Origin of the sequence: Mesorhizobium captivum, assembly GCF_033977165.1 — a bacterium.
Taxonomy (GTDB): Bacteria; Pseudomonadota; Alphaproteobacteria; order Rhizobiales; family Rhizobiaceae; genus Mesorhizobium; species Mesorhizobium captivum.
In genome coordinates, this window is the sequence record NZ_JAVIJB010000017.1 from 57504 (window position 1) to 80041 (window position 22538).

General features: G+C 64.8%; 23 protein-coding genes. 14 read left to right on the forward strand and 9 right to left on the reverse strand.

Annotated elements, in window-relative coordinates:
* Positions 1-20: 20 nt before the first annotated feature.
* Together RFM40_RS16245 and RFM40_RS16250 are read left to right on the forward strand one after the other, a co-directional pair.
* Positions 21-761 (forward strand): L,D-transpeptidase, encoded by a 741-nt coding sequence (locus tag RFM40_RS16245; protein ID WP_320226438.1) that lies wholly within the window; start codon positions 21-23, stop codon positions 759-761.
* A gap of 314 nt (positions 762-1075) precedes the next feature.
* Positions 1076-1996: a bifunctional 5,10-methylenetetrahydrofolate dehydrogenase/5,10-methenyltetrahydrofolate cyclohydrolase gene (locus RFM40_RS16250; RefSeq protein WP_320226437.1), complete on the forward strand. Its 921-nt coding sequence runs from the start codon at positions 1076-1078 to the stop codon at positions 1994-1996.
* On the opposite strand, the gene glcF is transcribed toward RFM40_RS16250, so the two are convergent.
* The 6 genes from glcF to RFM40_RS16280 all read right to left on the reverse strand — a co-directional run bounded on the left by glcF (position 1997) and on the right by RFM40_RS16280 (position 8624).
* Entirely contained in the window at positions 1997-3322 is a 1326-nt protein-coding gene (glcF, locus tag RFM40_RS16255; RefSeq protein WP_320226436.1) for a glycolate oxidase subunit GlcF, read from the reverse strand.
* A gap of 89 nt (positions 3323-3411) precedes the next feature.
* On the reverse strand, positions 3412-3801 hold the full coding sequence (locus RFM40_RS16260; RefSeq protein ID WP_320226435.1) for a DUF4870 family protein: 390 nt from the start codon (positions 3799-3801) through the stop codon (positions 3412-3414).
* Positions 3798-5054 (reverse strand): glycolate oxidase subunit GlcE, encoded by a 1257-nt coding sequence (glcE, locus tag RFM40_RS16265; protein ID WP_320226434.1) that lies wholly within the window; start codon positions 5052-5054, stop codon positions 3798-3800. Before glcE ends, RFM40_RS16260 begins: the two co-directional genes overlap by 4 nt.
* 76 nt (positions 5055-5130) lie before the next feature.
* The gene (locus RFM40_RS16270) at positions 5131-5595 is read right to left on the reverse strand and encodes an endonuclease domain-containing protein (RefSeq protein ID WP_320226433.1); all 465 of its coding nucleotides are present in this window, start codon (positions 5593-5595) and stop codon (positions 5131-5133) included.
* Positions 5596-5645: 50 nt separating this feature from the next.
* Complete coding sequence (locus tag RFM40_RS16275; protein ID WP_320226432.1) at positions 5646-7142, reverse strand: FAD-linked oxidase C-terminal domain-containing protein; 1497 nt, start codon at positions 7140-7142, stop codon at positions 5646-5648.
* Positions 7143-7301: 159 nt separating this feature from the next.
* Positions 7302-8624 (reverse strand): DUF3422 family protein, encoded by a 1323-nt coding sequence (locus RFM40_RS16280; RefSeq protein WP_320226431.1) that lies wholly within the window; start codon positions 8622-8624, stop codon positions 7302-7304.
* A 214-nt stretch (positions 8625-8838) separates the two neighbouring features.
* On the opposite strand from RFM40_RS16280, the gene RFM40_RS16285 reads away from it, so the two are divergent.
* The 3 genes from RFM40_RS16285 to RFM40_RS16295 all read left to right on the forward strand — a co-directional run bounded on the left by RFM40_RS16285 (position 8839) and on the right by RFM40_RS16295 (position 11759).
* Complete coding sequence (locus RFM40_RS16285; RefSeq protein ID WP_320226430.1) at positions 8839-9642, forward strand: FCD domain-containing protein; 804 nt, start codon at positions 8839-8841, stop codon at positions 9640-9642.
* A 22-nt stretch (positions 9643-9664) separates the two neighbouring features.
* Positions 9665-10801, forward strand: coding sequence for an alpha-hydroxy acid oxidase (locus tag RFM40_RS16290; RefSeq protein ID WP_320226429.1), 1137 nt, complete (start codon positions 9665-9667; stop codon positions 10799-10801).
* Positions 10802-10988: 187 nt separating this feature from the next.
* Positions 10989-11759: a metallophosphoesterase gene (locus tag RFM40_RS16295; RefSeq protein WP_320226428.1), complete on the forward strand. Its 771-nt coding sequence runs from the start codon at positions 10989-10991 to the stop codon at positions 11757-11759.
* A 156-nt stretch (positions 11760-11915) separates the two neighbouring features.
* Here the strand turns inward: RFM40_RS16295 and RFM40_RS16300 are convergent, their stop codons facing one another.
* Together RFM40_RS16300 and RFM40_RS16305 are read right to left on the reverse strand one after the other, a co-directional pair.
* On the reverse strand, positions 11916-12056 hold the full coding sequence (locus tag RFM40_RS16300) for a hypothetical protein (RefSeq protein WP_124997890.1): 141 nt from the start codon (positions 12054-12056) through the stop codon (positions 11916-11918).
* 285 nt (positions 12057-12341) lie between these two features.
* A complete protein-coding gene (locus RFM40_RS16305) occupies positions 12342-13040 on the reverse strand; it encodes a type 1 glutamine amidotransferase (RefSeq protein WP_320219945.1) in 699 nt (232 codons plus the stop codon).
* 86 nt (positions 13041-13126) lie between these two features.
* Here RFM40_RS16305 and RFM40_RS16310 point away from each other — a divergent pair, with 86 nt between their 5' ends.
* From RFM40_RS16310 to RFM40_RS16335, 6 genes are all read left to right on the forward strand, one after another.
* The gene (locus RFM40_RS16310) at positions 13127-13774 is read left to right on the forward strand and encodes a hypothetical protein (RefSeq protein WP_320226427.1); all 648 of its coding nucleotides are present in this window, start codon (positions 13127-13129) and stop codon (positions 13772-13774) included.
* 133 nt (positions 13775-13907) lie between these two features.
* Positions 13908-14642 (forward strand): 16S rRNA (uracil(1498)-N(3))-methyltransferase, encoded by a 735-nt coding sequence (locus tag RFM40_RS16315; RefSeq protein WP_320226426.1) that lies wholly within the window; start codon positions 13908-13910, stop codon positions 14640-14642.
* 435 nt (positions 14643-15077) lie between these two features.
* Complete coding sequence (locus RFM40_RS16320) at positions 15078-16451, forward strand: glutamate--cysteine ligase (protein WP_320226425.1); 1374 nt, start codon at positions 15078-15080, stop codon at positions 16449-16451.
* Between the two features lie 102 nt (positions 16452-16553).
* The gene (locus RFM40_RS16325; RefSeq protein WP_320226424.1) at positions 16554-17567 is read left to right on the forward strand and encodes a DUF937 domain-containing protein; all 1014 of its coding nucleotides are present in this window, start codon (positions 16554-16556) and stop codon (positions 17565-17567) included.
* Between the two features lie 27 nt (positions 17568-17594).
* Complete coding sequence (locus tag RFM40_RS16330; protein ID WP_320226423.1) at positions 17595-17846, forward strand: type II toxin-antitoxin system HicA family toxin; 252 nt, start codon at positions 17595-17597, stop codon at positions 17844-17846.
* Positions 17830-18054, forward strand: coding sequence for a type II toxin-antitoxin system HicB family antitoxin (locus RFM40_RS16335; RefSeq protein ID WP_320226422.1), 225 nt, complete (start codon positions 17830-17832; stop codon positions 18052-18054). The genes RFM40_RS16330 and RFM40_RS16335 overlap by 17 nt, the downstream gene beginning before the upstream one ends.
* A 239-nt stretch (positions 18055-18293) precedes the next feature.
* On the opposite strand, the gene RFM40_RS16340 is transcribed toward RFM40_RS16335, so the two are convergent.
* Positions 18294-18584: a DUF1127 domain-containing protein gene (locus RFM40_RS16340; protein ID WP_320226421.1), complete on the reverse strand. Its 291-nt coding sequence runs from the start codon at positions 18582-18584 to the stop codon at positions 18294-18296.
* A 179-nt stretch (positions 18585-18763) separates the two neighbouring features.
* Between RFM40_RS16340 and RFM40_RS16345 the strand changes: the two genes are divergently transcribed.
* From RFM40_RS16345 to RFM40_RS16355, 3 genes are all read left to right on the forward strand, one after another.
* On the forward strand, positions 18764-19720 hold the full coding sequence (locus RFM40_RS16345; RefSeq protein WP_320226420.1) for a LysR substrate-binding domain-containing protein: 957 nt from the start codon (positions 18764-18766) through the stop codon (positions 19718-19720).
* A gap of 87 nt (positions 19721-19807) precedes the next feature.
* Positions 19808-21373 (forward strand): exodeoxyribonuclease VII large subunit, encoded by a 1566-nt coding sequence (xseA, locus tag RFM40_RS16350; RefSeq protein WP_320226419.1) that lies wholly within the window; start codon positions 19808-19810, stop codon positions 21371-21373.
* 7 nt (positions 21374-21380) lie between these two features.
* Positions 21381-22499, forward strand: coding sequence for a DmpA family aminopeptidase (locus tag RFM40_RS16355; protein ID WP_320226418.1), 1119 nt, complete (start codon positions 21381-21383; stop codon positions 22497-22499).
* Positions 22500-22538 lie beyond the last annotated feature (39 nt).

Here is a 22538-nt window from a genome sequence, read left to right on the forward strand (position 1 = left end):
GACGATCAAGGTGCGTTCCGATGAAGACAGCGTTTTGTTCCCTGCTTGGCGCGGCGGCGGTCCTTGCCGCCGGCGCGACGACTTCTTTTGCCAATGACCGCTATGCCGACATGCCGCCGGTGATGGTGAGTCCCGATCTTTCGGCGCCCTGGGTGCTGCAGCTCGGCCATGCGCCGGGCATCGTGCGCCCGAGCCGCCAGGCAACGCAGCAGCAGCCGCGGCGGCTATTCCAGGCGCAGCCCGACCGGCAGCGCACCGCGGCCGTGCAGCAGCCTGCCAAGCGCGTGGCGATGCGGCCGCAGATCAACCCTGTCTACCTGCCGCAGGAAGTCGCCTATGACGGTCCCCAGAAGCCGGGCACCATCGTCATCGATACCCACCAGAATTTCCTCTATCTGGTCGAGAAGGACGGCAAGGCGCGTCGCTACGGCGTCGGCACCGGCAAGCCGGGCTTCGAATGGTCGGGCACGCACAAGATCACCGACAAGAAGGTGTGGCCGGACTGGCGCCCGCCAGCCGTGATGATCAAGCGCGAGGCGGCCAAGGGCCGCTACCTGCCGACCTATCTTGCCGGCGGCATAGAGAACCCGCTCGGCGCGCGCGCGCTCTATCTCGGCACCACCGAATACCGCATCCACGGCACCAACCAGCCCTGGACGATCGGCGGCGCGGTGTCTTCCGGCTGCATCCGCATGCGCAACGAGGACGTCGTCGATCTTTACGAGCGTGTGAATGTCGGAACGACCGTCGAGGTGATATAGTGAATGCGAATCAGCCGGTTAGGCAGCGCCAAGCAGTTTTGGCGCATACTGTTGCCCTCAAGCCATAGCGCGCTTTTGGGAGACGTGCTTAGACTGGCAATGAGTTAACGGGGGACGGGCCGTGTGGGGATACGGCCAGTCACGAGAGGGCAGCACGGGAAACCGCGCTGCCCTTTTCGCTTTCACCCAGGTGCGACCGGGTCGTCACGACTGCGACAGGTCGCCCCGGAAGCACGGTGTTTCGTTTTCGGGGCTGATTTCCGGGCCATGCTCTGCTATTGCAGCGCACAATTCCCATGCCAAAGGTCCCAGCCATGTCCCGGTCCGACGACAGCCGCTACCTCAAGGGTGGTCCGGTCGCCCAGCGCATCATCGCTTCCGTGCGCGAGGACGCGGCAATCGCCACGGCGGAAGGGTTTTCACCGAAGCTGGTCTCGATCACCGTCGGCGATACCGATGCGGTCGATGTCTATGTGCGCAACCAGCGCGCCAAGGCCGGGCTTGCCGGCATTGGCTTCGAGGAACGGCGCTTTGCCGCCGACATCACGGCGGGTGAGTTGGAGGCCTCTATCCACGGCCTCAACGCCGACCCGCGCGTCACCGGCATCATCATCCAGCGGCCGGTGCCGGCGCACATCCCGATCAAGACGCTGCAGGCGGCGGTGCATCCGCTGAAGGACGTCGAGGGCATGCATCCGGCCTCGATCGGCAACATCGTCTACAACCAGCTCGATCTGGCGCCCTGCACGGCGGCGGCCTCGGTCGAGCTGCTGAAGGAGACCGGCCTCGACCTCAAGGGGCTCGAAGTCGTCGTCGTCGGCCATTCCGAGATCGTCGGCAAGCCGATCGCCTTCCTTTTGATGAGCGAAGGCGCGACGGTGACGGTCTGCCATCACATGACGCGCTCGGTCGCGGCGCACGCACGGCGCGCCGACGCGCTGTTCGTCGCCGTCGGCAAGCCGCGCCTGATCAAGGCCGACATGGTGAAGCCGGGCGCCTGCGTCATCGATATCGGCATCAATTCGGAGATCGGCCCGGACGGCGAAAGCCGCATCGTCGGCGACGTCGATACCGAGAGCGTCAAGGAGGTGGCCTCCTGGATCACACCGGTGCCGGGCGGCGTCGGCCCGCTGACGGTCGCGATCCTGCTGCGCAACACGATGGTGGCGCTCAACCGCCAGCGCGCGCTGTACCGCGCGACCTATGGCGTGGCGGACAAGCTCGCGGCGGAATAATTATTCGGCGGCGACCAGCTTCGCGTCGGAAACACCTTCCGGCTTCGGGCCGCCATAGGCCCAGTCGAGCAATTTTATCGTATGCACCACCGGCAGCCTGGCGGCGGACGCGATCTGGGTGATGCAGCCGATATTGCCGGTGGCGACAATTTCGGCGCCGGTCGCCTCGATATTCCTGACCTTGCGGTCGCGCAGCTTCGCTGAGATCTCGGATTGCAGGATGTTGTAGGTACCGGCGGAGCCGCAGCACAGATGCCCTTCGCGCGGCTCGCGCACGACGAAGCCCACCTTGGCCAGAAGCTCCTTCGGCTGGCGCGTGATCTTTTGGCCGTGCTGCATCGAGCAGGCCGAATGATAGGCGACGATCGTGCCCGGCTTGCGCACCGGCTCGGGCAGATCGATGGCGGCGAGATATTCGGTGATGTCCTTGGCCAAAGCCGAAACACGCGCCGCCTTTTCGGCATAGGCGGGATCGAGACGCAGCATGAAGCCGTAATCCTTGATCGTCGTGCCGCAGCCGGACGCCGTGATGATGATGGCGTCAAGCCCGCCCTGGTCGATGGCGCGCGTCCAGGCGTCGACATTTTGCCTCGCCGAGGCAAGGGCCTGATCCTCGCGACCCATGTGATGGACGAGCGCGCCGCAGCAGCCCTCGCCTTCCGGCACCACGACCTCGACGCCCAGCCTTGTCAGCAAGGAGATGGTCGCCTCGTTGATGGCCGGATCGAGCACCGATTGCGCGCAGCCGGTAAGGATGGCGACACGACCGCGCTTGGCGCCCTGCCCGGCATAGACGCCGGGCGAGGCCAGCGGCGACGCGGACGGGATTGACGACGGCGCGAGCTTGAGCATGGCGGCGACCGGTTTCAGCGCCGGCAATTTCTCGAACAGGTTGATGAAGGGCCGGCCGAGCCCGGCAAGCTTCAGCGCGGCGCGGAAGCGGCTTGGATAGGGCAACACGAAAGCCAGCATGGCGCGCGTCAGCCGGTCGAACAGCGGCCGCTTATAGGTCTGCTCGATATGGGCGCGGGCATGATCGACCAGGTGCATGTAGTTGACGCCCGAGGGGCATGTCGTCATGCAGGCGAGGCAGGAGAGACAGCGGTCGATATGGGTGACGATCTCCTTGTCGGCCGGCCGGCCGTTCTCCAGCATGTCCTTGATGAGATAAATGCGGCCGCGCGGGGAATCGAGCTCGTTGCCTAAAGTCACATAGGTCGGGCAGGTGGCGGTGCAGAAGCCGCAATGCACGCATTTGCGCAGGATCGTCTCCGATTCCGCGACATGCGGATCGGCAAGCTGCGCGGCTGAGAAATTGGTCTGCACCGTGATGTCCTTAATGCCTGAGCATGATCTTTTCCGAAAACCGGTTCCCGCTTTTCGCTGTCGCGGACCTTTGGTTCGGGATCATGCTTCTATGAACCGATAAGCCAGCTTTGCGGGTTCCTGACCGGCTCGCCGCGCTGCAGCGCCTGCAGCCCGAGGATGCAGCGGACGATGAACCAGACGGCGACTGCAAACATCAGCAGGAAGCCGATCGCGAGCATCATCAGGACCACCGAGATCAGCGCGTAGAGAAGGCCGATCCAGAAAGTCCTGATCAGGAATGTGTAGTGGCTTTCGACAAAGCCGCCCGCCTTGCCGCGATTGATGTAGGCGAGCACGATTCCGACAATGCCGGTCACGCCGATGACAAGGCTGGCGAGGTAAAGAATGTAGATGACCAGCGCATTGGTCTGACCTGGCTCAAGCCAGCGGTCGGTCTGGCGCGATCCGGTATCAGGGCCTGGATTGGCATTGCTCATGGTGCTGCTTCCTCCGTTGTCTGAGGAAGAGTAGCAGAGCTGGAGCCCGGCGCCATGCGACCGGGGTTGAGAATGTGCTTCGGATCGAACTCGGCCTTGAGCCTGGCCGACAGCGCTGCCAGATGCGGCGGCTGCGGCTCGAACACCGGCAAAGCGGCTCGGAGAGAGGCCGAAGCGCGCACCAGCGTCGCATGGCCGCCGCCAAATTTGCGGATCAGCCCGCGCAGCAGCTCGGCCTCGGGATCGTCCTCGCGCATCGAGAGCCACACCAGCCCGCCCTGCCAGTCGTAGAAGGCGTCGACCGCGGCCTGCATGCGCAGCGCCATCACCATATGGTGCGCCTGTGAGGGTGCCATCGACACGCGCCAGACCGGCCTCGCGCCGCCATCGGCGAAGGGCACGCAATCGCGGATGTCGCGCCAGATGGTTTTTGAGGCCTCGCCGGCAATTTCCTGGAGCGGCCCGGCCTTGCCGAGCAGCTGCTTCAACGCCTCGATACGATAGACGACCGACGGTCCAAACCCCTCGACGCGCAGCAGTGTCGCGGCGTCGCTGCCGAGACGACCGGCAGCGACGCGCGCGGCGATACGCTCCGGCAGATGCGCGGCGCTCGACACTTCGGCGCTGGACCCAAGCGCCAGCGCCATGGCGGCGACGGCGGCATCGTCGAGCAGGCCGCGAATGGCCAAAGTCACCTCGGTCTCCGCCGCGGGCAGGACCTTGAAGGTGACATCGGTGAGCACCGCAAGCGTGCCCCAACTCCCCGCCATCAGCTTGGAGAGATCGTAACCGGTGACGTTCTTGACGACGCGGCCGCCCGACTTGAAGGCCTCGCCGCGGCCGGAAACCGCCGATATGCCCAGGATGTGGTCGCGCGCCGCGCCCGCCTTCAGCCGCCGCGGACCGGAGAGGTTCGAGGCCAGCACCCCGCCGAGCGTGCCTTTGCCCCGCTCGCTTCCAAGCAGCGGGCCGTAATCCATCGGCTCGAATGCGAATTGCTGGCCGTTTTCGGCAAGCAGCCTCTCGATTTCGGCAAGCGGCGTGCCGGCCCTTGCCGAAAGCACCAGCTCGGCCGGCTCGTAGAGCGTGACGCCGGTAAGCTTGGACAGGTCGAGCGTGTGCTCGGCCTGCAGCGGACGGCCGATGCCGCGCTTGGAGCCATGGCCGAGGATTTCAACGGGTGTTTCTTCGGCGGCTGCCCATTGGATGGTGGAGAGGATTTCGGCGGGCGAGGATGGGGTGAAGGTGGTCATAGGTAAGCGCCTTTCCTCGTCCCCGCAAAGCGGGGGAGAGGTGGCTCGGGCGAAGCCCGAGACGGAGAGGGGGCCATCATAGAGCGCTGTCTCCGATCTTCCTGGCCGCGAAAACAAACCTGAGGTCCGGAGCGGCAACATCTTCGGCAAGCCGACCTTCCAGCGCTGCAAGGATCGTTTCGCAGACACTCCTCGTGTTTTTCAAAACATCGAATTTCCAGAACCGCAAAACCGAGAAACCTTCGCCACGCATGAATTCGTCTCGTCGCCTGTCGTACGAACTGTCCGCATGCTGGCTGCCGTCCAGTTCCACGACCAGCCTTTGGCTTCTGCAGGCAAAATCCGCGAAATACGGACCGATAGGCATCTGGCGAATGAACTTGTATCCGCCCAGCCTCTTGGCCTTCAATTCGGTCCAGAGTGTCGCCTCTGCTTGATTGTCACCGTGGCGAAGCTCGCGCGCACGGGCGATCCTTTCGGGCGAGCGGCGGCTTGGCTGAGAGGGCGTCCCCCTTTCCGTCTCGGGCTTCGCCCGAGCCACCTCTCCCCCGCTTTGCGGGGGCGAGGAACCAGAGTTTCGAGATGCCCCCATCAAAACCTCGGAATGTCCGGAAACGCCACCTGGCCGCGATGCACATGCATGCGGCCGAGCTCGGCGCAGCGGCGAAGTTGCGGGAAGACCTTGCCCGGGTTGAGCAGATGGTTGGGGTCGAAGGCGCATTTGACGCGCATCTGCTGGTCGAGGTCGATCTGGTTGAACATCTCCGGCATCAGGTCGCGCTTCTCAACGCCGACGCCATGCTCGCCGGTCAAGACGCCGCCGACCTTGACGCAAAGACGCAGAATGTCGGCGCCGAAGCTCTCGGCCTTGTCGAGCTCGCCCGGCACGTTGGCGTTGTAGAGGATCAGCGGATGCAGATTGCCGTCGCCGGCGTGGAAGACATTGGCGACGCCCAACCCGTATTTCTCGGAAAGGTCGCGCATGCCGGCCAGCACCCTCGGCAGTTCCTTGCGCGGGATGGTGCCGTCCATGCAGTAATAGTCGGGCGAGATGCGGCCGACCGCCGGGAAGGCAGCCTTGCGGCCGGCCCAGAAGCTCAGCCGCTCCTCTTCCGACTGCGAAATGCGGCAGGTGGTCGAGCCGTTGCGGTGGGCGATCGCCTCGACGAGGCCGATCAGGTGGTCGACCTCGACGCTCGGCCCGTCGAGCTCGACGATCAACAGCGCCTCGACATCGAGCGGATAGCCGGCATGAACGAAATCCTCCGCGGCGTGGATCGCCGGCCGGTCCATCATCTCCATGCCGCCCGGGATGATGCCGGCGCCGATGATGTCGGCGACGCACTGGCCGCCCTCTTCGCTGGTCGGAAAGCCGATCAGCAGCGCGCGCGCCGTCTCCGGCTTCTTCAGGATGCGGACCGTCACCTCGGTCACGACGCCGAGCAGGCCTTCGGAGCCGGTCATGACGCCGAGCAGGTCATAGCCTTCCTGGTCGAGATGGCTGCCGCCGAGCCGCACCACCTCGCCATTCATCAGGACCATCTCGATGCCCAGCACATTGTTGGCGGTGAGGCCATATTTCAGGCAGTGCACGCCGCCGGAATTCTCCGCGACGTTGCCGCCGATCGAGCAGGCGATCTGGGAGGATGGATCGGGGGCGTAGTAGAAGCCCTCCTGCTCGACGGCATTGGTGATGCCAAGATTGGTGACGCCCGGCTGGGCGACGACGGCGCGGTTGGGATAGTCGATCGCCAGGATGCGGTTGAAGCGGCTCATCACCAGAAGCACCGCATCCTCGAGCGGCAGCGCGCCGCCGGAGAGCGAGGTGCCGGAGCCGCGCGGCACGACGCGGATGCTGCGCTCGTTGCAGTATTTCAGCACGCGCGAGACCTGCGCCACCGTTTCTGGCAGCACCACGACCAGCGGCAATTGCCGGTAAGCGGTGAGGCCGTCGGTCTCGAAGGCGCGCATCTCGTTGGCCGTGTCGACGACGCCCTCGCCCGGCACGATGATACGCATGTCGGCGACGATCTCAGCGCGCCGGCCAAGCGTCTCGGCATCTGACTTGGGCATGGCAAGGCCGGACATCGGCGCTTCCTCCGCTCGACTGGTCAAAATCTTTTACCAGCCGGGACCATTCGTTGCAAACGCTGCTTTGGTCGGAATGGGATGGCGAACGATGGCCAGGGGTTCCGCAGCGGCAATCTGCCGCTGGCCCTCAATCGTATCTGAGGAAGGTCTGGCTGCCTACTCGCCCGGGTGCTTGGACGGCTCGGAGTGCATGCGACGCACGCGGCGCACGGCCCACCAGACTAGTAGCACCGCCACCGGCACGGAGGCCGCGGTGACGACTTCCGGCGCGAAAGCGTGGCCGAAGATCGACACACCCTTGGCGACATAGCCGATCAAACCGACGACATAGTAGGACACGGCGGCGACCGAGAGGCCTTCGACGGTCTGCTGCAGGCGCAGTTGCAGCCGGGCGCGGTTGTTCATAGAGGCGAGCAGGTCGCGGTTCTGCTTCTCGACGTCGACGTCGACCCAGGTGCGCAGCAAAGTGGTGGCGCGGGTGAGTTTTCGCGACAGGTTGGCCTGGCGCTCCTCGACCGAGCGGCAGGTGCGCATGGCCGGCGCCATGCGCCGCTGCAGGAATCCAGCCCAGGTGTCGTAGCCCTGCACAGGCTCCTCATCCAGCGCTCCCAGGCGCGCGGTGACGATGCCGTCATAGGCGCGGCTGGCGCCGAAACGGTAGAGGCTGGAGGCGGCATCGGCCTCGAGTTCGGCGGCGAGCCCGGTGAGGTCGGCGAGCAGCGTCTGGCTGTCGCGGGTCTCGGCCGCCTTCATTTCCAGCGTCGTCTGCGCCAGTTGGTCCTCGATGCGGCGGGCGCGGCCGGACAGCGTCAGCGCCAGCGGCAGGCCAAGCATGGCAAGGGTGCGGTAGGTCTCGATGTCGATCAGCCGCTGCGAGAGGGCACCGGTGCTGGCCGGCGTCAGGCCGCGATCGAGCACCAGCATGCGGGTCAGGCCATCGCCATCCTGGCGGAAGTCGGTGATGATGGCCGCTGCCCCTCGCTCGACCAGCGAATAGCAGAGGCTGGTGGGATCGAAGCCGGCGATCAGCTTCTCGCTCGCCTGCGTCCATTTGCGGATCTCGAGCCGGATGCCGGAAATCACGGTTCCCGGCGGCGAAAAACCGTTGCCGAAGGGAGAATCCTCCTGGCCGCGGCCGTTTTCGGCAAGCGGCCCCTCCCACAGATAGGTGGAAAATTCCGTATGCCGTTCCCAGCGCAGCGTGCCCTTGCCCCATCTCATGGCGTGGTGGCGGGCATGACGCTCGGGGGCCGCAATGCCAAGGCGCCGCGACAATTCCGACAGCACGGCATGGTCGACGCTGGAGCCGCCCTCGGTCATGAAGGAAAGCTGGATGAGCACGCGCGGCTTCTCGACGAGCGGATGCGGCCGGGCATGCACTTCGCCCAATGCGCCGGGGCGGCCCTCATGCGCCGGAAAGCCCATGACGCTGCCCTGGGCGCGCGACTGGAATTCGAGATTGGACGTCTCGTCCGACACGTCTGGTCCCCCTGGTTTCGACCACCCTTCGTGCAATGGCGTTCTCCCTGCGGCAATCGGCAAGGCACGTAAACAGCAAATTTTAGCAGCCGCCCGATGCAAGGGCGCTGCGCTGGAGCCGACCGGATCCGGCGAATTGGATAAATAATTTGACCAGTTGGCGACAGAGGCTTTAATCTGCGCGACACCCATCCCGTTCCCAGGCGCCCCTCTGTTGAGCGATATCTTCTCCAGGATCGAGCATTCGCGCACCGCCGACGAGGTGGTGCAGCAGATCGAGAACCTGATCCTCGAAGGCGTGCTGCGCACCGGCGACCGGTTGCCCGGCGAGCGAGAGCTGGCGCGCCAGTTCGACGTGTCGCGACCGATCCTGCGCGATGCGCTGAAGGCGCTGGAGGCACGCGGGCTGCTGACGACCAGGCCAGGCGGCGGCACGCATGTCGCCGACGTCATCGGCCAGCTTTTCACCAGGCCGGTGACCGATCTCATCTCCACGCACCGCAAGGCGGTGACCGACTATCTGGAATACCGGCGTGAGATCGAGGCGGTGGCGACCGAATATGCGGCGCGGCGCGCGACGCCGGAGGATCTGGCGCTGCTCGACCGCATCATGGCGCGCATGGACGAGGCGCACCGGACCGGCGATTTCGACGACGAAGCGGAAATCGACGTCGAGTTCCATCACGCGGTCTGCGAATGCGCGCACAACATCATCCTTTTGCACACGCTGCGCTCCTGCTACCGGCTGCTCTCCGAGGGTGTGTTCCAGAACCGGCTCTTGGTGTTCACCGTTCCCGGCGCCCGCGAGGCGCTGCTTCAGCAGCACCGGGCCATCCACGCCGCGATCAAGGCCGCAGACCCGATCGCGGCGCGCAAGGCGGCGATGGACCACATCACCTATGTCGAGCGCTCCATGGCGGAAGCCGAGCGTAGCGGCGACTGGCAGCGCGTCTCACGGCTGAGGCTAAGGCAGCGCTCGGAAGCCGGCGACATCGAACCCACACGCAAACGCTCCTAAGCATCGATCAGCGGGGACCACCATGAGCGACATCCTCACCATCGCCGACCTCAAGGATCTGGCGCGCCGCAAGGTGCCGAAGATGTTCTTCGACTACGCCGATTCCGGCGCCTGGACAGAGAGCACCTACAGGGCCAACGAGGAGGATTTCGGCAAGATCAAATTCCGCCAGCGCGTGCTGGTCGACATGAGCAACCGCTCGCTGGAATCGACCATGATCGGCCAGAAGGTGGCGATGCCGGTGGCTCTCGCCCCGACCGGGCTGACCGGCATGCAGCATGCCGACGGCGAGATGCTGGCGGCGCAAGCGGCCGAGGCGTTCGGCGTGCCGTTCACGCTTTCGACCATGAGCATCTGCTCGATCGAGGATGTCGCCTCGGCGACAAGCAAGCCGTTCTGGTTCCAGCTCTACGTGCTGCGCGACAAGGATTTCGTGCTCAATCTCATCGACCGCGCAAAGGCGGCGAAATGCTCGGCGCTGGTGCTGACGCTCGACCTGCAGATCCTCGGCCAGCGCCACAAGGATATCCGCAATGGGCTATCGGCGCCGCCCAAAATGACGCTCGCCAACATCATCGACCTAGCCATCAAACCGCGCTGGTGCCTGGGCATCGCCGGCACGCCGCGCCGAACCTTCCGCAACATCGTCGGCCACGCCAAGGGCGTCGGCGATGTCTCTTCGCTGTCGTCCTGGACGACGGAGCAGTTCGACCCGCAGCTGTCCTGGAAGGATGTCGCCTGGATCAAGGAGCGTTGGGGCGGCAAGCTGATCCTGAAGGGCATTCTCGACAAGGAAGACGCGCTGATGGCAGCCCAGACCGGCGCCGATGCGATCATCGTCTCCAACCATGGCGGGCGGCAGCTTGACGGCGCCGCGTCGTCGATCTCGGTGCTGGAGGAGATCGCCGACGCGGTCGGCGACAAAATCGAGGTGCATATGGATGGGGGCATCCGCTCTGGTCAGGACGTGCTCAAGGCGCTCTGCCTCGGCGCCAAGGGCACCTATATCGGCCGGCCCTTCCTCTACGGGCTCGGCGCAATGGGCAAGGCAGGCGTCACCAAGGCGCTGGAGATCATCCGCAAGGAAATGGACATCACGCTGGCGCTCTGCGGCAAGCGGCTGGTGACCGACATGGGCAAGGATCAGTTGCGGCGTTGAACCGGGACGCGCTGAACCGGATTTCAGGTATCGCGGTTCAGCTCTTAACCTTACATGTCGTTTTCCCAAAACCGCTGCGCACTTTTCGGCGACATGCACTAGGATGTTGTTTATTCGTTGGTTCTAGCTTCCGTGACAGCTTGATCACGACTGTCGTGACGGCTTGATCGCGGAGACGACGGCAGCCTTGACTGAGACTGGCATCCACTATCTCGACGCGCGCGGGCCGGACGGCATGCGGCTCTACGCCATCGGCGACGTGCATGGCCGTCACGACCTGCTCGCCGCCATGCACCACCATATCGAAAGCGAGCTGGAATACGCGGCGGCGTCCGACTGGCGCATCATCCATCTCGGCGACTATACCGACAGGGGACCCGACTCCAAAAGCGTCATCGATTTCCTGATCGAGGCGCGAGAGCGCGATTCGCGCAACCTGATGCTCGCCGGCAATCACGACATCGGCTTCCTCGATTTTCTCGACCGTCCGGACCCGGACGGGTTGTTCATGCGCTATGGCGGGGTCCAGACCGCGGCGTCATACGGGGTGAAGCTCTCGACCGGCAGCAGCTGGTTCGGCAGGCCGGACGAAGCGCTGGCGCACGGGCACGCGGCATTGGTCGAAGCGGTGCCGCAAGCCCATGTCGACTTCCTGCGCTCGCTGTCCTTTTCAGTGACCTTCGGCGACTTCTTCTTCTGTCATGCCGGCATCAGGCCCGGCATTCCGCTCGAAAGCCAAAGCCCGCAGGACCTGATCTGGATCCGCGACGCCTTCCACGACCACCCCGGCCTTTACCCGAAGGTGATCGTGCACGGGCATACACCCGTGCCCGAGGCCGAGGTGATGGCCAACCGCGTCAATGTCGACACCCTCGCCTGGCAATCGGGAACGCTGAGCGCGCTGGCCATCAATCGCGGCGAAAAGCGTGTCCTGGCCGTGCAGGGAAAAGCGTTCTAGCCATGATCCCGACCGTCGGATCGGCTTTCCGTTTCTCGGAAAGGATCAGGCCCTAAAGCGCGTCGCGATCTTTCAGATTCGCTCCGTGCGCTTTAGGTTTTTGATTTTACCCATGTCTTTGTCCCGAAACCGGTTCCCACTTTCGGGAGACATGCTCTAGCGAAGCGCGGCGGTGACGCCGTAGCCGTCGACGGCCTGATGATTGTTGGCCGCGTCGGCAGAATAAATGCCGAGGCCGCACACGACGATGGCAGACAGCATGACAAAGGACAAAAGCGCTGCTTTCACGGACGTCATCTCTAGTTGAGCTTCCTGCATCTGTGCACGAGGCGGTTACCAATGCGTTGAAACGATAAAATGCGTCTCAATGTTTCGACGATTTCGCGCTTCTAAGCAGATTCTGTATCGCCGGTGTGTCGCTTGGATCACACAGAGGTTCATCGCGGTTGCACGGACGATACAGGGCGCGCGCCTTCTAGGATGGCGGGCGAGCACAAGCCAAGGACGAAGCAGGTTTTCCCCAGGCGGAACTGCCGTCGCGTGCCAATTATGTCACGCTTGGCGCAGCGGTCGGCGAGACGATCAGATCGTCGCCACCCAGGCACGCGCAATCGCTAGGCCGGCGGCGTCGGCGTCGGGCCCGTTACGATCCATCTCGTCATCGAGCTTGCCGGCCCAGTCGGGATGACGGTCGGCGATCAGCGTCGCGAAGGAGGTGCTCCAGTCGCGCACCAGCGGGCGGTCCGCCTCGAAATGGAACTGGAAGCCATAGACGGCGCGGCCGATGCGAAAGGCCTGGTTCTGGGCGACATCGTTGCCGGCGAGCCGCACGGCCTTCTCGGGCAGGTCGAACGTGTCGTCGTGCCATTGGAAGATCGGGAATTTTTCCGGCAAGGCGCCGAGCACCGGATCGGCCTTGGCTGACGTCGTCAGCGACACGCCGCACCAGCCGAATTCAACTGCGGCGCCGATGTGGTTGTCGGCGCCGAAGGCGCGGGCGAGGAGTTGGCCGCCCAGGCAGATGCCGAGCACCGACCGGTCCTTGCCGGCGAAATCGCGCGTCAGTTCAAGCAAAGCGGGAAAATAGGGATAGTCCTCGTCGGCCAGCGCATTCTGCCCGCCGCCCAGCACCACCAAGGCATCGTGACCGTTCGCGTCCTGCGGCAGCGGATCGCCCTGGTAGGGGCGGCACAGGTCGAGCTCGGCGCCAGCCTCGGCAAGAGCGGTGCCGACCTGGCCGAGGCCGGTATTGTCGTAGTTCTGGACCACCAGCACCCGCATGGAAAATCCTGCTGACATGAAAATACCGGGGCGAGCGATATCATGCTCTGTGTATTTCAGCCAAGCTGCGTGCCGGAGAGAAAGCTATGCCACTGCAGAACCGGGTCGATCCATTCGGCGCCATCCATGCCGTGCCCGAGCGCGGCCTGTTCATGGGCAATCGCGGCATCATCCACGATCCCGATACGAGAACGCTTCTGAAGAAGCGCTGGGCCTTGCCGACCTGGATCATCTGCGCCTGCGAATTCCGCAACGTGCGGCGCGCGCCGATGGGGCGCAACCGGCCCGGAGGCAAAGCCGGCTGGACCGAGCTGTTCTTCCTCGATGAGGTGACGGCGCTGGCCGCCGGGCATCGGCCCTGCTTCTTCTGCCGGCGCGAACGGGCGAGCGATTTCGTGCGGCGCTTCGGCGAGGCGTTCGACGTTCCCGATCCACGCGCGCCTATGGTCGACAAAAGGTTGCACAAGGAGCGGCTTGCAGCGGGCGGCCGGCCGCCGACCATCTCCATGCAAGAGCTTGGCGGCCTGCCGGATGGGACGATGGTGTCCGACGGCGGCACCGCTTACGCGCTCCGCGACGGCAAGGCGCTCAGATGGTCCTTCGCGGGCTATGGCGGTCCTGTTCCGTTCAATCGACTTGCCGAGAGGCCACTGCGACTGCTCACGGCCGCCACGAGTGTTTCGGTGCTGCGGCGAGGCTACGCGCCGGTCTGGCACTCCTCCGCCGATACTTGACGGCAAGCTGCGCCTCGCCCATTGCTAAGCAGATATTCGTGGGATGTCCCACGAATATCTGCTTAGATTCCCTTGTTTTTCGCAGGTTCTGATCGCAAAACCGCGGGACACTTTTGCGGAACCTGCTTGGGCCATGCGCGCCAATTACAAAATGCAGCGGCTGTTCGTGCCGGACGATCTCGGACCGGGCCTCGAATTCGATGCCGGAGAACAGCAAAGCCACTATCTCGCGCATGTGCTGCGGCTCGGCGAAGGCGCGGAGGTTCTGCTCTTCAACGGCCGCGACGGCGAATGGTCGGCGGCGATCGCCGCCAAATCCAAGAAGGCGGTGCGGCTCAAGGTGCTTTCGCTGCAGCGGCCGCAGCCGCCGCTGCCCGATCTCGTCTACTGCTTCGCGCCGCTGAAACAGGGTCGGCTCGACTATCTGGTGCAGAAGGCAGTGGAGATGGGCGCCGGCATCCTGCGGCCGGTCATCACCCAGCATACGCAAGTGGCAAAGCCCGGCATCGAGCGGCTGCGCGCCAATGTCGTCGAGGCGGCCGAGCAATGCGGCATCCTGGCCGTTCCGGAGGTGCGCGAGGCGGAGAAGCTGGAGCGGTTGCTCGGCGGCTGGGACAAGGAACGGCGTCTGATCTTCTGCGACGAGGATGCCTCGACCAACAACCCGCTGCCGGCCTTGCAGGAGTTGAATGAGAAAAAATTCGCGCTGCTGGTCGGGCCGGAGGGCGGATTTTCCGACGACGAGCGCAAAATGCTGAGGGCGCTGTCCTTCGTCACCGCCATCCCGCTTGGGCCGCGCATCCTGCGCGCCGATACGGCGGCGGTGGCTGCACTTGCGGTGATGCAGGCGACGATCGGCGACTGGTGAAGGATCCTCCTTCTCCGCCAACGTGTGCACATAGGCGAGAAGGGAAGAAGCAATGGCAATCGCTTCAGACCGCACGACGTTTCCAATTTGAGATTGCCAATTATCGAGGTCAGCGCTGTCCCTCATCGCCCTGCCGGGCACTTCTCCCCGTATAGTGACGGGGAGAAGGGGCTGGCCGCGCCCTTGGCGCCTTTCCTGCAACCCTGGCAATTGGCGAAATCGCCAGCGACAGTGCCCCTCTCCCCGTCACTATACGGGGAGAGGATGCCGGCGGGCAGTGAGGGGCGGCGCCAGCGCTCGGCGACCTGCCCGGGGCAGAAGCCATGCAGATCAAATCCAGTTGAGCCGTGGCTCAGGATTTTTCGCTTGATCGGCTACTGACATTTCGTCCATCTAGCGCCCGGCGGTCGGCTGACCGCTGCGGAGGGCTTTGTTATGGCGCGCGACACAACCGATACCAGTCCCATCGAAGGCATCGACGAACTCGTCGGCTACCTGGCCGCGGGCAACAAGCCGCGCGACAAATGGCGGATCGGCACCGAGCACGAGAAATTCCCCTTCTATGTCGACGGCAACGCGCCGGTGCCCTATGGCGGCGAGCGCGGCATCCGCGCCATCCTCGAAGGCATGCAGGAAAAGCTCGGTTGGGACCCGATCATGGATGCCGGCCGCATCATCGGCCTGGTCGAGCCGACAGGCCAGGGCGCGATCTCGCTGGAACCGGGCGGGCAGTTCGAACTCTCCGGCGCGCCGCTGGAATCGATCCATCAGACCTGCCGCGAGGGCAACGCGCATCTGGCGCAGGTTCGCGAGATCGCCGAGCCGCTCGGCATCCGCTTCCTCGGCCTCGGCGGCAGCCCGAAATGGTCGCTCGCCGAAACACCGAAAATGCCGAAGTCGCGCTACGAGATCATGACGCGCTACATGCCGAAGGTCGGATCGAAGGGCCTCGACATGATGTACCGCACCTGCACGATCCAGGTTAACCTCGACTTCGAGAGCGAGACCGACATGCGCCGCAAGATGCAGGTGTCGCTCAAGCTGCAGCCGCTGTCGACGGCGCTGTTCGCCAACTCGCCCTTCACCGAGAGCCGGCCGAACGGGCTGCAGAGCTGGCGCGGCGACATCTGGCGCGACACCGACAACCAGCGCTCGGGCATGCTGGAGTTCTGTTTCGCGCCGGACTTCGGCTTTGCCGACTATGTCGAATGGGCGCTCGACGTGCCGATGTATTTCGTCATCCGCGACGGTCAGTATCATGACATGACGCGCTACACTTTCCGCCAGTTCATGGCGGGCGCCGCGCGCGCGCTAGTGCCCGACGGCCTACCTACGATGGGCGACTGGGCAAACCACCTGTCGACCCTCTTCCCGGATGTGCGGCTGAAGCGCTTCCTCGAAATGCGCGGCGCCGATGGCGGGCCGTGGCGGCGCATCTGCGCGCTGCCGGCCTTCTGGGTCGGACTGCTCTATGACGAGCAAGCGCTGGATGCGGCCGAGACGCTGACATCGAGCTGGACCTACGAGGAAGCACTGGCGATGCGCAACGCGGTGCCGGAGCATGGCATTTCGGCGCCGTTCCGCAACGCCACCTTACGCGAGGTCGCCCGCGACGTGCTGACCATTGCGCGCATGGGGCTGAAGAACCGCTGCAAGAAGAACCGCGACGGCTATGACGAGACCTCGTTCCTCAACACGCTCGACGAAGTCGTGGCGCGCGGCACCACCAGCGCCGAGGAGATGCTTTCGGCCTACCACACGCGCTGGGGCGGTTCGATCGAGCCGGTGTTCATGGAGTATGCCTATTAACCGTCCGGCATCCGCTTGACGGCGGCGCGGCAAAAGCTGCTTCAATCAGGAATGGAAACGAACTAGGTTTCTCCGACGAGGATATTCCCGGAGGAGAATCCGATGCCTTCCCTGTTCGACATCTTTGCGCAAGCCCAGAACGGCAGCGGCATGCAGGCACTGGCCCAGCAATTCGGCCTCTCTCAGCAGCAGGCGCAGGCTGCGGTGCAGGCACTGCTGCCCGCCTTCTCGCAAGGGCTCCAGCGCAACACCGCCGATCCTTACGGGATGGGCGCCTTCATGACAGCGATGGCGAGCGGCCAGCACGCCAAATATTTCGAGGACGCGACCCGGGCCTTCTCGCCGCAAGGCGTCGATGAAGGCAACGGCATTTTGGGCCATCTGTTCGGCTCGAAGGACCTGTCGCGCGCCGTCGCTGCCCAGGCCGCTCAGGCGACCGGGCTCAGCCAGCAGGTGCTGCAGCAGATGTTGCCCGCCATGGCATCGATGATGATGGGCGGGCTGTTCAAGCAGACCAACAACCAGATGCAAGCCGCCGGCGGCTTCGGCGGCGGCGGCAATCCGCTCGGCGAGATCATCGAGGAGATGATGCGCCAGGCGGGAGGCGGCGCACAGGCCCCGCAGCCGCGTCAGGCGCCGCAACAGGCGCCCAGTCCTTATGGCGACAACCCGCTCGGCAAGGTCCTGCAGGACATGTTCGGCGGTGGCGCGCAGCAATCGCAGAGCCAGCCGCAGCAGGCGCCGAACCCCTACGGCGACAATCCGCTCGGCAAAGTGCTGCAGGATATGTTCGGCGGCGCGCAGCAGCCGCAGGGCCGGCCTCAGCAGACGCAGAGCCCCTATGGCGACAATCCGCTCGGCAAGATGTTCGAGGAGATGCTGCGCCAGGGCGGAGGCTTCGGATTGCCGGGCGGGCAGCCAACACCGCAGCAGCCGCAAGAGCGCCAATCACAACAGAATCAGCCGCCGCAGACCAACCCGAGCGGCAGTCCTCGAAACCCGTTCGACGATATCTTCGGCAGGATGTTCGAGACCGGCGCGCACCAGCGCGACGAGTATCAGAAAGGCATGGAGACGATCTTCGATCAGTTCAAGCGCGGCATGGACCGGCGCTGAGTATCAAATGCCTCGGAGCAACGTTCCGTGAGCAAGAGACTTGAGCAAATGCGCCGCAACCCTCGCGGCGACTGGTCGATGCGAGACGTTAAGGCGGTTTGTGACGAGGCCGGCATTCAATGCGTGCCGCCAAGATCGGGTGGATCGCATTACAAGATCTACCATCCGGCAATGGCCGACATTTTGACGGTGCCTTTCAAACGCCCAATCAAACCCGTATATATTCGAAAACTCGTGGCATTTATCGACGAGGCAAAAAAGCATGACGGACAAGCTTGAATATCCTGTCGTCATTGCACCACTCTCGGTCGAGGACGGTGGTGGGTTCTCCGCCTATGTTCCGGATCTTCCCGGTTGCATGAGCGATGGCGAAACCCCCGAGGAGGCCATTGCGAACGTTCAAGATGCCATCGCGGCTTGGATAGAAGCGGCGCATGAACTAGGCCGATCGGTGCCAAGGCCGTCGCGAAAATTGGCTTTCGCCTGATCCCTGCAACCCCAGGGAAGTGCTTAGGGTTTTCCGCCGTAATTTTCAAAACGACACTTAGAGCGGTCGGCGCCTCGACAGCACGCCCTATAAAAAATGCCCGGTCCTGGAGGAGAACCGGGCAATGTGCAGGCAGGCCGGCGGGGAACCGGCTGGGAGTGTGGGAGCCTGCATGAAGCTTGGTCGCTTCGAACCTTCAAAAGGTTCAAGGCGACCGGAAACGCAGTCAGCGCAGCCGATCAGGCCACCTTGCGCGCGAGATCCTCGACCGTGTCGGCGCGGTCGCTGGCGATCGCTCGCAGCTTCGCCGTCGGGTCGCGGCCGAAGGGCACCGCGACGGCGACGTGGAGGTCGGCGCGGGTGAGCCCGATATCGGCAAGCTCGGCATCCGACATCTCGCCGAGGCGATAGAAGGCGCGGCGATTTTTCCAGGCGCGAAAGGTATCGGCGACCGCATTGAGCACGCGCGTCGCAACGGCCGGACGCGTGGTGATGCGCGGGGTCTCGGAGGCGAATTCGATCGTGGTCATGTCAGTCTCTCCTTCAGGACAGAGCGGACGAAACCAGTAGACCGGCGCCTGGGAGGGGCGCCGTTCCGGTTCCGATACACATGCCTTCATGTGGATGCTGGCAATTTGCCATCGATCGATTGATTAATCCAACGAATGTTTCTAATCTTTAGCATCAACATCAATGATGGATTGAACCGATGAAAGCGCCGCTCGATCTCGATCAGTTGCAGACCTTCATCTCGATCGCCGACACCGGCAGCTTCACCCGGGCGGCCGAAGAGGTGCACCGCACGCAGTCGGCGGTGTCGATGCAGATGCGCCGGCTGGAGGAGCGGATCGGCAAGCCGCTGTTCGAAAAGGACGGTCGCACCAACAAGCTGACCGAGGAAGGCGACAGGCTGCTTTCCTATGCGAGGCGGCTGATCCACCTCAACCGCGAGACTTTAGCCGCCTTCGACGACCAGCGGCTCGAAGGCACGATCCGCATCGGCACGCCGGACGACTACGCCGACCGCTTCCTGCCCGAGATCATGGCGCGCTTCTCGCGCTCCAACCCGCGCGTGGAACTCACCGTCATCTGCGAGCCGACGCCGGGACTGGTCGAGCACATCAAGCGCGGCAATCTCGATCTCGCGCTGGTGACGCACAACGACACGCGCGGCCAGTCGGAAGTGGTGCGGCGCGAGCCGCTTTTGTGGGTCACCTCGGCCAACCATGCCACGCATGAGCAGGAGATCCTGCCGATGGCGTTCGGCCGGCCGAACTGCGTCTGGCGGCGCGCGGCGGTCGACGTGCTCGACCGGCAAAGCCGCGAGTACCGCGTGCTCTTCTCCAGCTTCTCGGCAACCGTTATCACGGCCGCCGTGCTTTCCGGCCTCGCCATCTCGGTACTGCCGGAATGCGCGCTCAGGCCCGGCATGCGCGTGCTGGGCGAGGCCGACGGATTCGACGCGCTGCCGGACTGCCGGATCGGCATCATGCGCGGCCAGACCTCGCAGCCGGAGATCGTCGACGCGCTGGCCCGCCACATCGCGGAAAGCCTCGACAACATCTCGGTGCCGGTCGGCGAGGAAACGGGCAGCTTCGACTTCGCGGCACTCGCCTTCGCCAAGATGAAGCGGACCAAGGCAAACCAGATCCTGCCTGGCTGGTAGGCCGTCCGCCCCGAAACGTCGGACGAAGACAGGCCCCGGGCAGCGCCCTACCTTGACGCGGCCCGATAAGCGTTCCCCAATCATGTGATGAGCGAGACAGCAACCGAATCACGCAGCAACGCCACCGAATATACGGTGAGCGAGATTTCCGGCGCGCTGAAGCGCACGGTCGAGGACGCCTTCGGCAATGTGCGGGTGCGCGGCGAGATTTCCGGCTATCGCGGTCCGCATTCTTCCGGCCACGCCTATTTCGCGCTGAAGGACGACCGCGCGCGGATAGACGCCGTGGTGTGGAAGACCACGATGTCCAGGCTGAAATTCCGCCCCGAGGAAGGGATGGAGGTGATCGCCAGCGGCAGGCTGACCACTTATCCCGGCAAATCCAACTACCAGATCGTCATCGACAATCTCGAACCGGCGGGCGCCGGCGCGCTGATGGCGCTGCTGGAAGAGCGCAAGCGACGGCTGCAGGCCGAGGGCCTGTTCGATGCCGGGCGCAAGCGGCGGCTGCCGTTCATGCCGCGCGTCATCGGTGTCGTCACCTCGCCGACGGGCTCGGTGATCCGCGACATCATCCACCGCATCAAGGATCGGTTTCCGCTTCACGTGCTGGTCTGGCCGGTGAGGGTCCAGGGCGAGACGACGGCCAGGGAAGTGACCGCAGCCGTCAACGGCTTCAACGCGCTCACCTGGGACGGCGCGGTGCGGCAACCCGATCTCCTGATCGTGGCACGCGGCGGCGGCAGCCTGGAGGACCTTTGGGGATTCAACGACGAGGGGCTGGCGCGCGCTGTCGCTGACTCGCACATCCCGATAATTTCGGCCGTCGGCCACGAGACCGACTGGACGCTCATCGACTTCGTCGCCGACATGCGCGCGCCGACGCCCACGGGCGCCGCCGAAATCGCTGTGCCGGTCAAGGCCGATCTCGAGGCCACGCTTGCAAGCCTCGGCGCGCGGCTCAACGCCTGCGCCTCGCGCAATCTCGAACGTAAGCGCCAGGCCGTGCGCGCCGCGGCTCGCGCGCTCCCCTCGCCCGACCAATTGCTCGCGCTGCCGCGCCGCCGTTTCGACGAGGCGACGAGCCGGCTGGGCCGTGGGCTGACGGTGAGCATCGAGCGCAAGCGCGCAAGGCTGGACCGGCAGCGGCTGACGCCGGCGACCTTGTCGCGCCGGCTCAACGAGACGCGCACGCTGACGGGCCGCGACATTGCCCGCGCACGCGCCGCCTTCTTCGCCATCGTGCGCCAAGGCAGGACACGCTTCCAGCGCACGTCGGTGAGGCTGTCGCCGGCGCCGATCGTCAGGCGGCAAAAGGTGCAGGCCGACACGCTGGCCGGGCTCACCCGAAGGCAGGACCAGGCGATGGCTCGGCAGCTCGACCGGCTGCGCGCGGCTCTCACCCAGGCCGATCGGCTGCTCGCCACGCTGTCACACAAGGCCGTGCTGGCGCGCGGCTTCGCACTGGTCAAGGATGCCGACGGCTCTGTCATCAAGCGGGTCGCGGAGCTGGCGCCGGGCGCGGCGCTGCAGCTGGAATTCGCCGACGGCAATGCCGAGGCCATCGCCACCAGCGGCGGGGCGCGGCCGAAGCTGGCGGCCAAATCGTCGGGCAAGCCCAAGGAACCCGGCAGCCAGGGCTCGCTGTTCTGAGGACGCGATGAGCACCAACGACCCGCATCTTCGCACGCCTTCAGGCAAGCCGCGCCTGCGCGCATTCAGTGTGGCATTGGACGGCACGCCCGGCCGCTTCAACGCCATCACCGACGTGCCAGGCGTCGCGGTCGGCTACACGACGCTGATTTCCGGCGACGGCCCGCTCCGGGTCGGCAAGGGGCCGGTGCGCACCGGCGTGACCGCGATCTTGCCGCGGCCGCCTGGCGAGCTCGCCACGCCAGTGTTTGCCGGCGTGTTCAGCCAGAACGGCAATGGGGAACTCACCGGCACGCACATCATCGAGGAAACCGGCGCCTTCAACCTGCCGATCACCATCACCAACACCCATTCCTGCGGTGTCACGCGCGACGGCACCCTGCGCTGGATGAGCCGGGTGCTGCCGGCAGCGCTCGACAGCGGTTGGGGCCTGCCGGTGTCGGCGGAGACCTATGACGGCTTCCTCAACGACATCAACGGCCACCACGTGAACTTCGAGCATGTCGCCTCAGCGCTCGACGGCGCGACAAGCGGCGCCATCGAGGAAGGCAGCGTCGGCGGCGGCACCGGCATGATCTCCTTCGGCTTCAAGGCCGGGTCCTGCACCGCCTCGCGCATCGTGGAATGGCAGGACAGGCGCTACACGCTCGGCGTGTTCGTGCAGGCCAATTTCGGCAAAAGGCGCAACTTCACCCTTCGCGGCCGGCGCGTCGGACCGGAGTTCACCGAACCGGCGATCCGCGAGGCCATGGCGCGCGCCGAAAAGGGTTCGATCATAGCCATCGTCGCCACCGACGCGCCATTCCTGCCGCATCAGATGAAACGGCTGGCCAGGCGGGTGCCGCTCGGCATCGCCATGACCGGCGGCTACGGCTATCACAGTTCGGGCGACATTTTTCTCGCCTTCTCGACCGCCAATCCGGAGGCAGCGATGGCGGCTTCAGGCCGCGTCGCTCGCGCCGATTTCATCCCGGACGTCGATATCGATCCGTTCTTCGACGCGGTGGTGCAAGGGGTGGAGGAGGCGATCCTCAACGCGCTGGTCGCCAATGACGACATGACGGGGCGCGACGGCAATTTCGTGCCGGCACTGCCCAAGGGATGGCTGAAGAACAAGTCCGGCTAAAGCGCGTCGCGATCTTTCAGATTCGCTCCATGCGCTTTA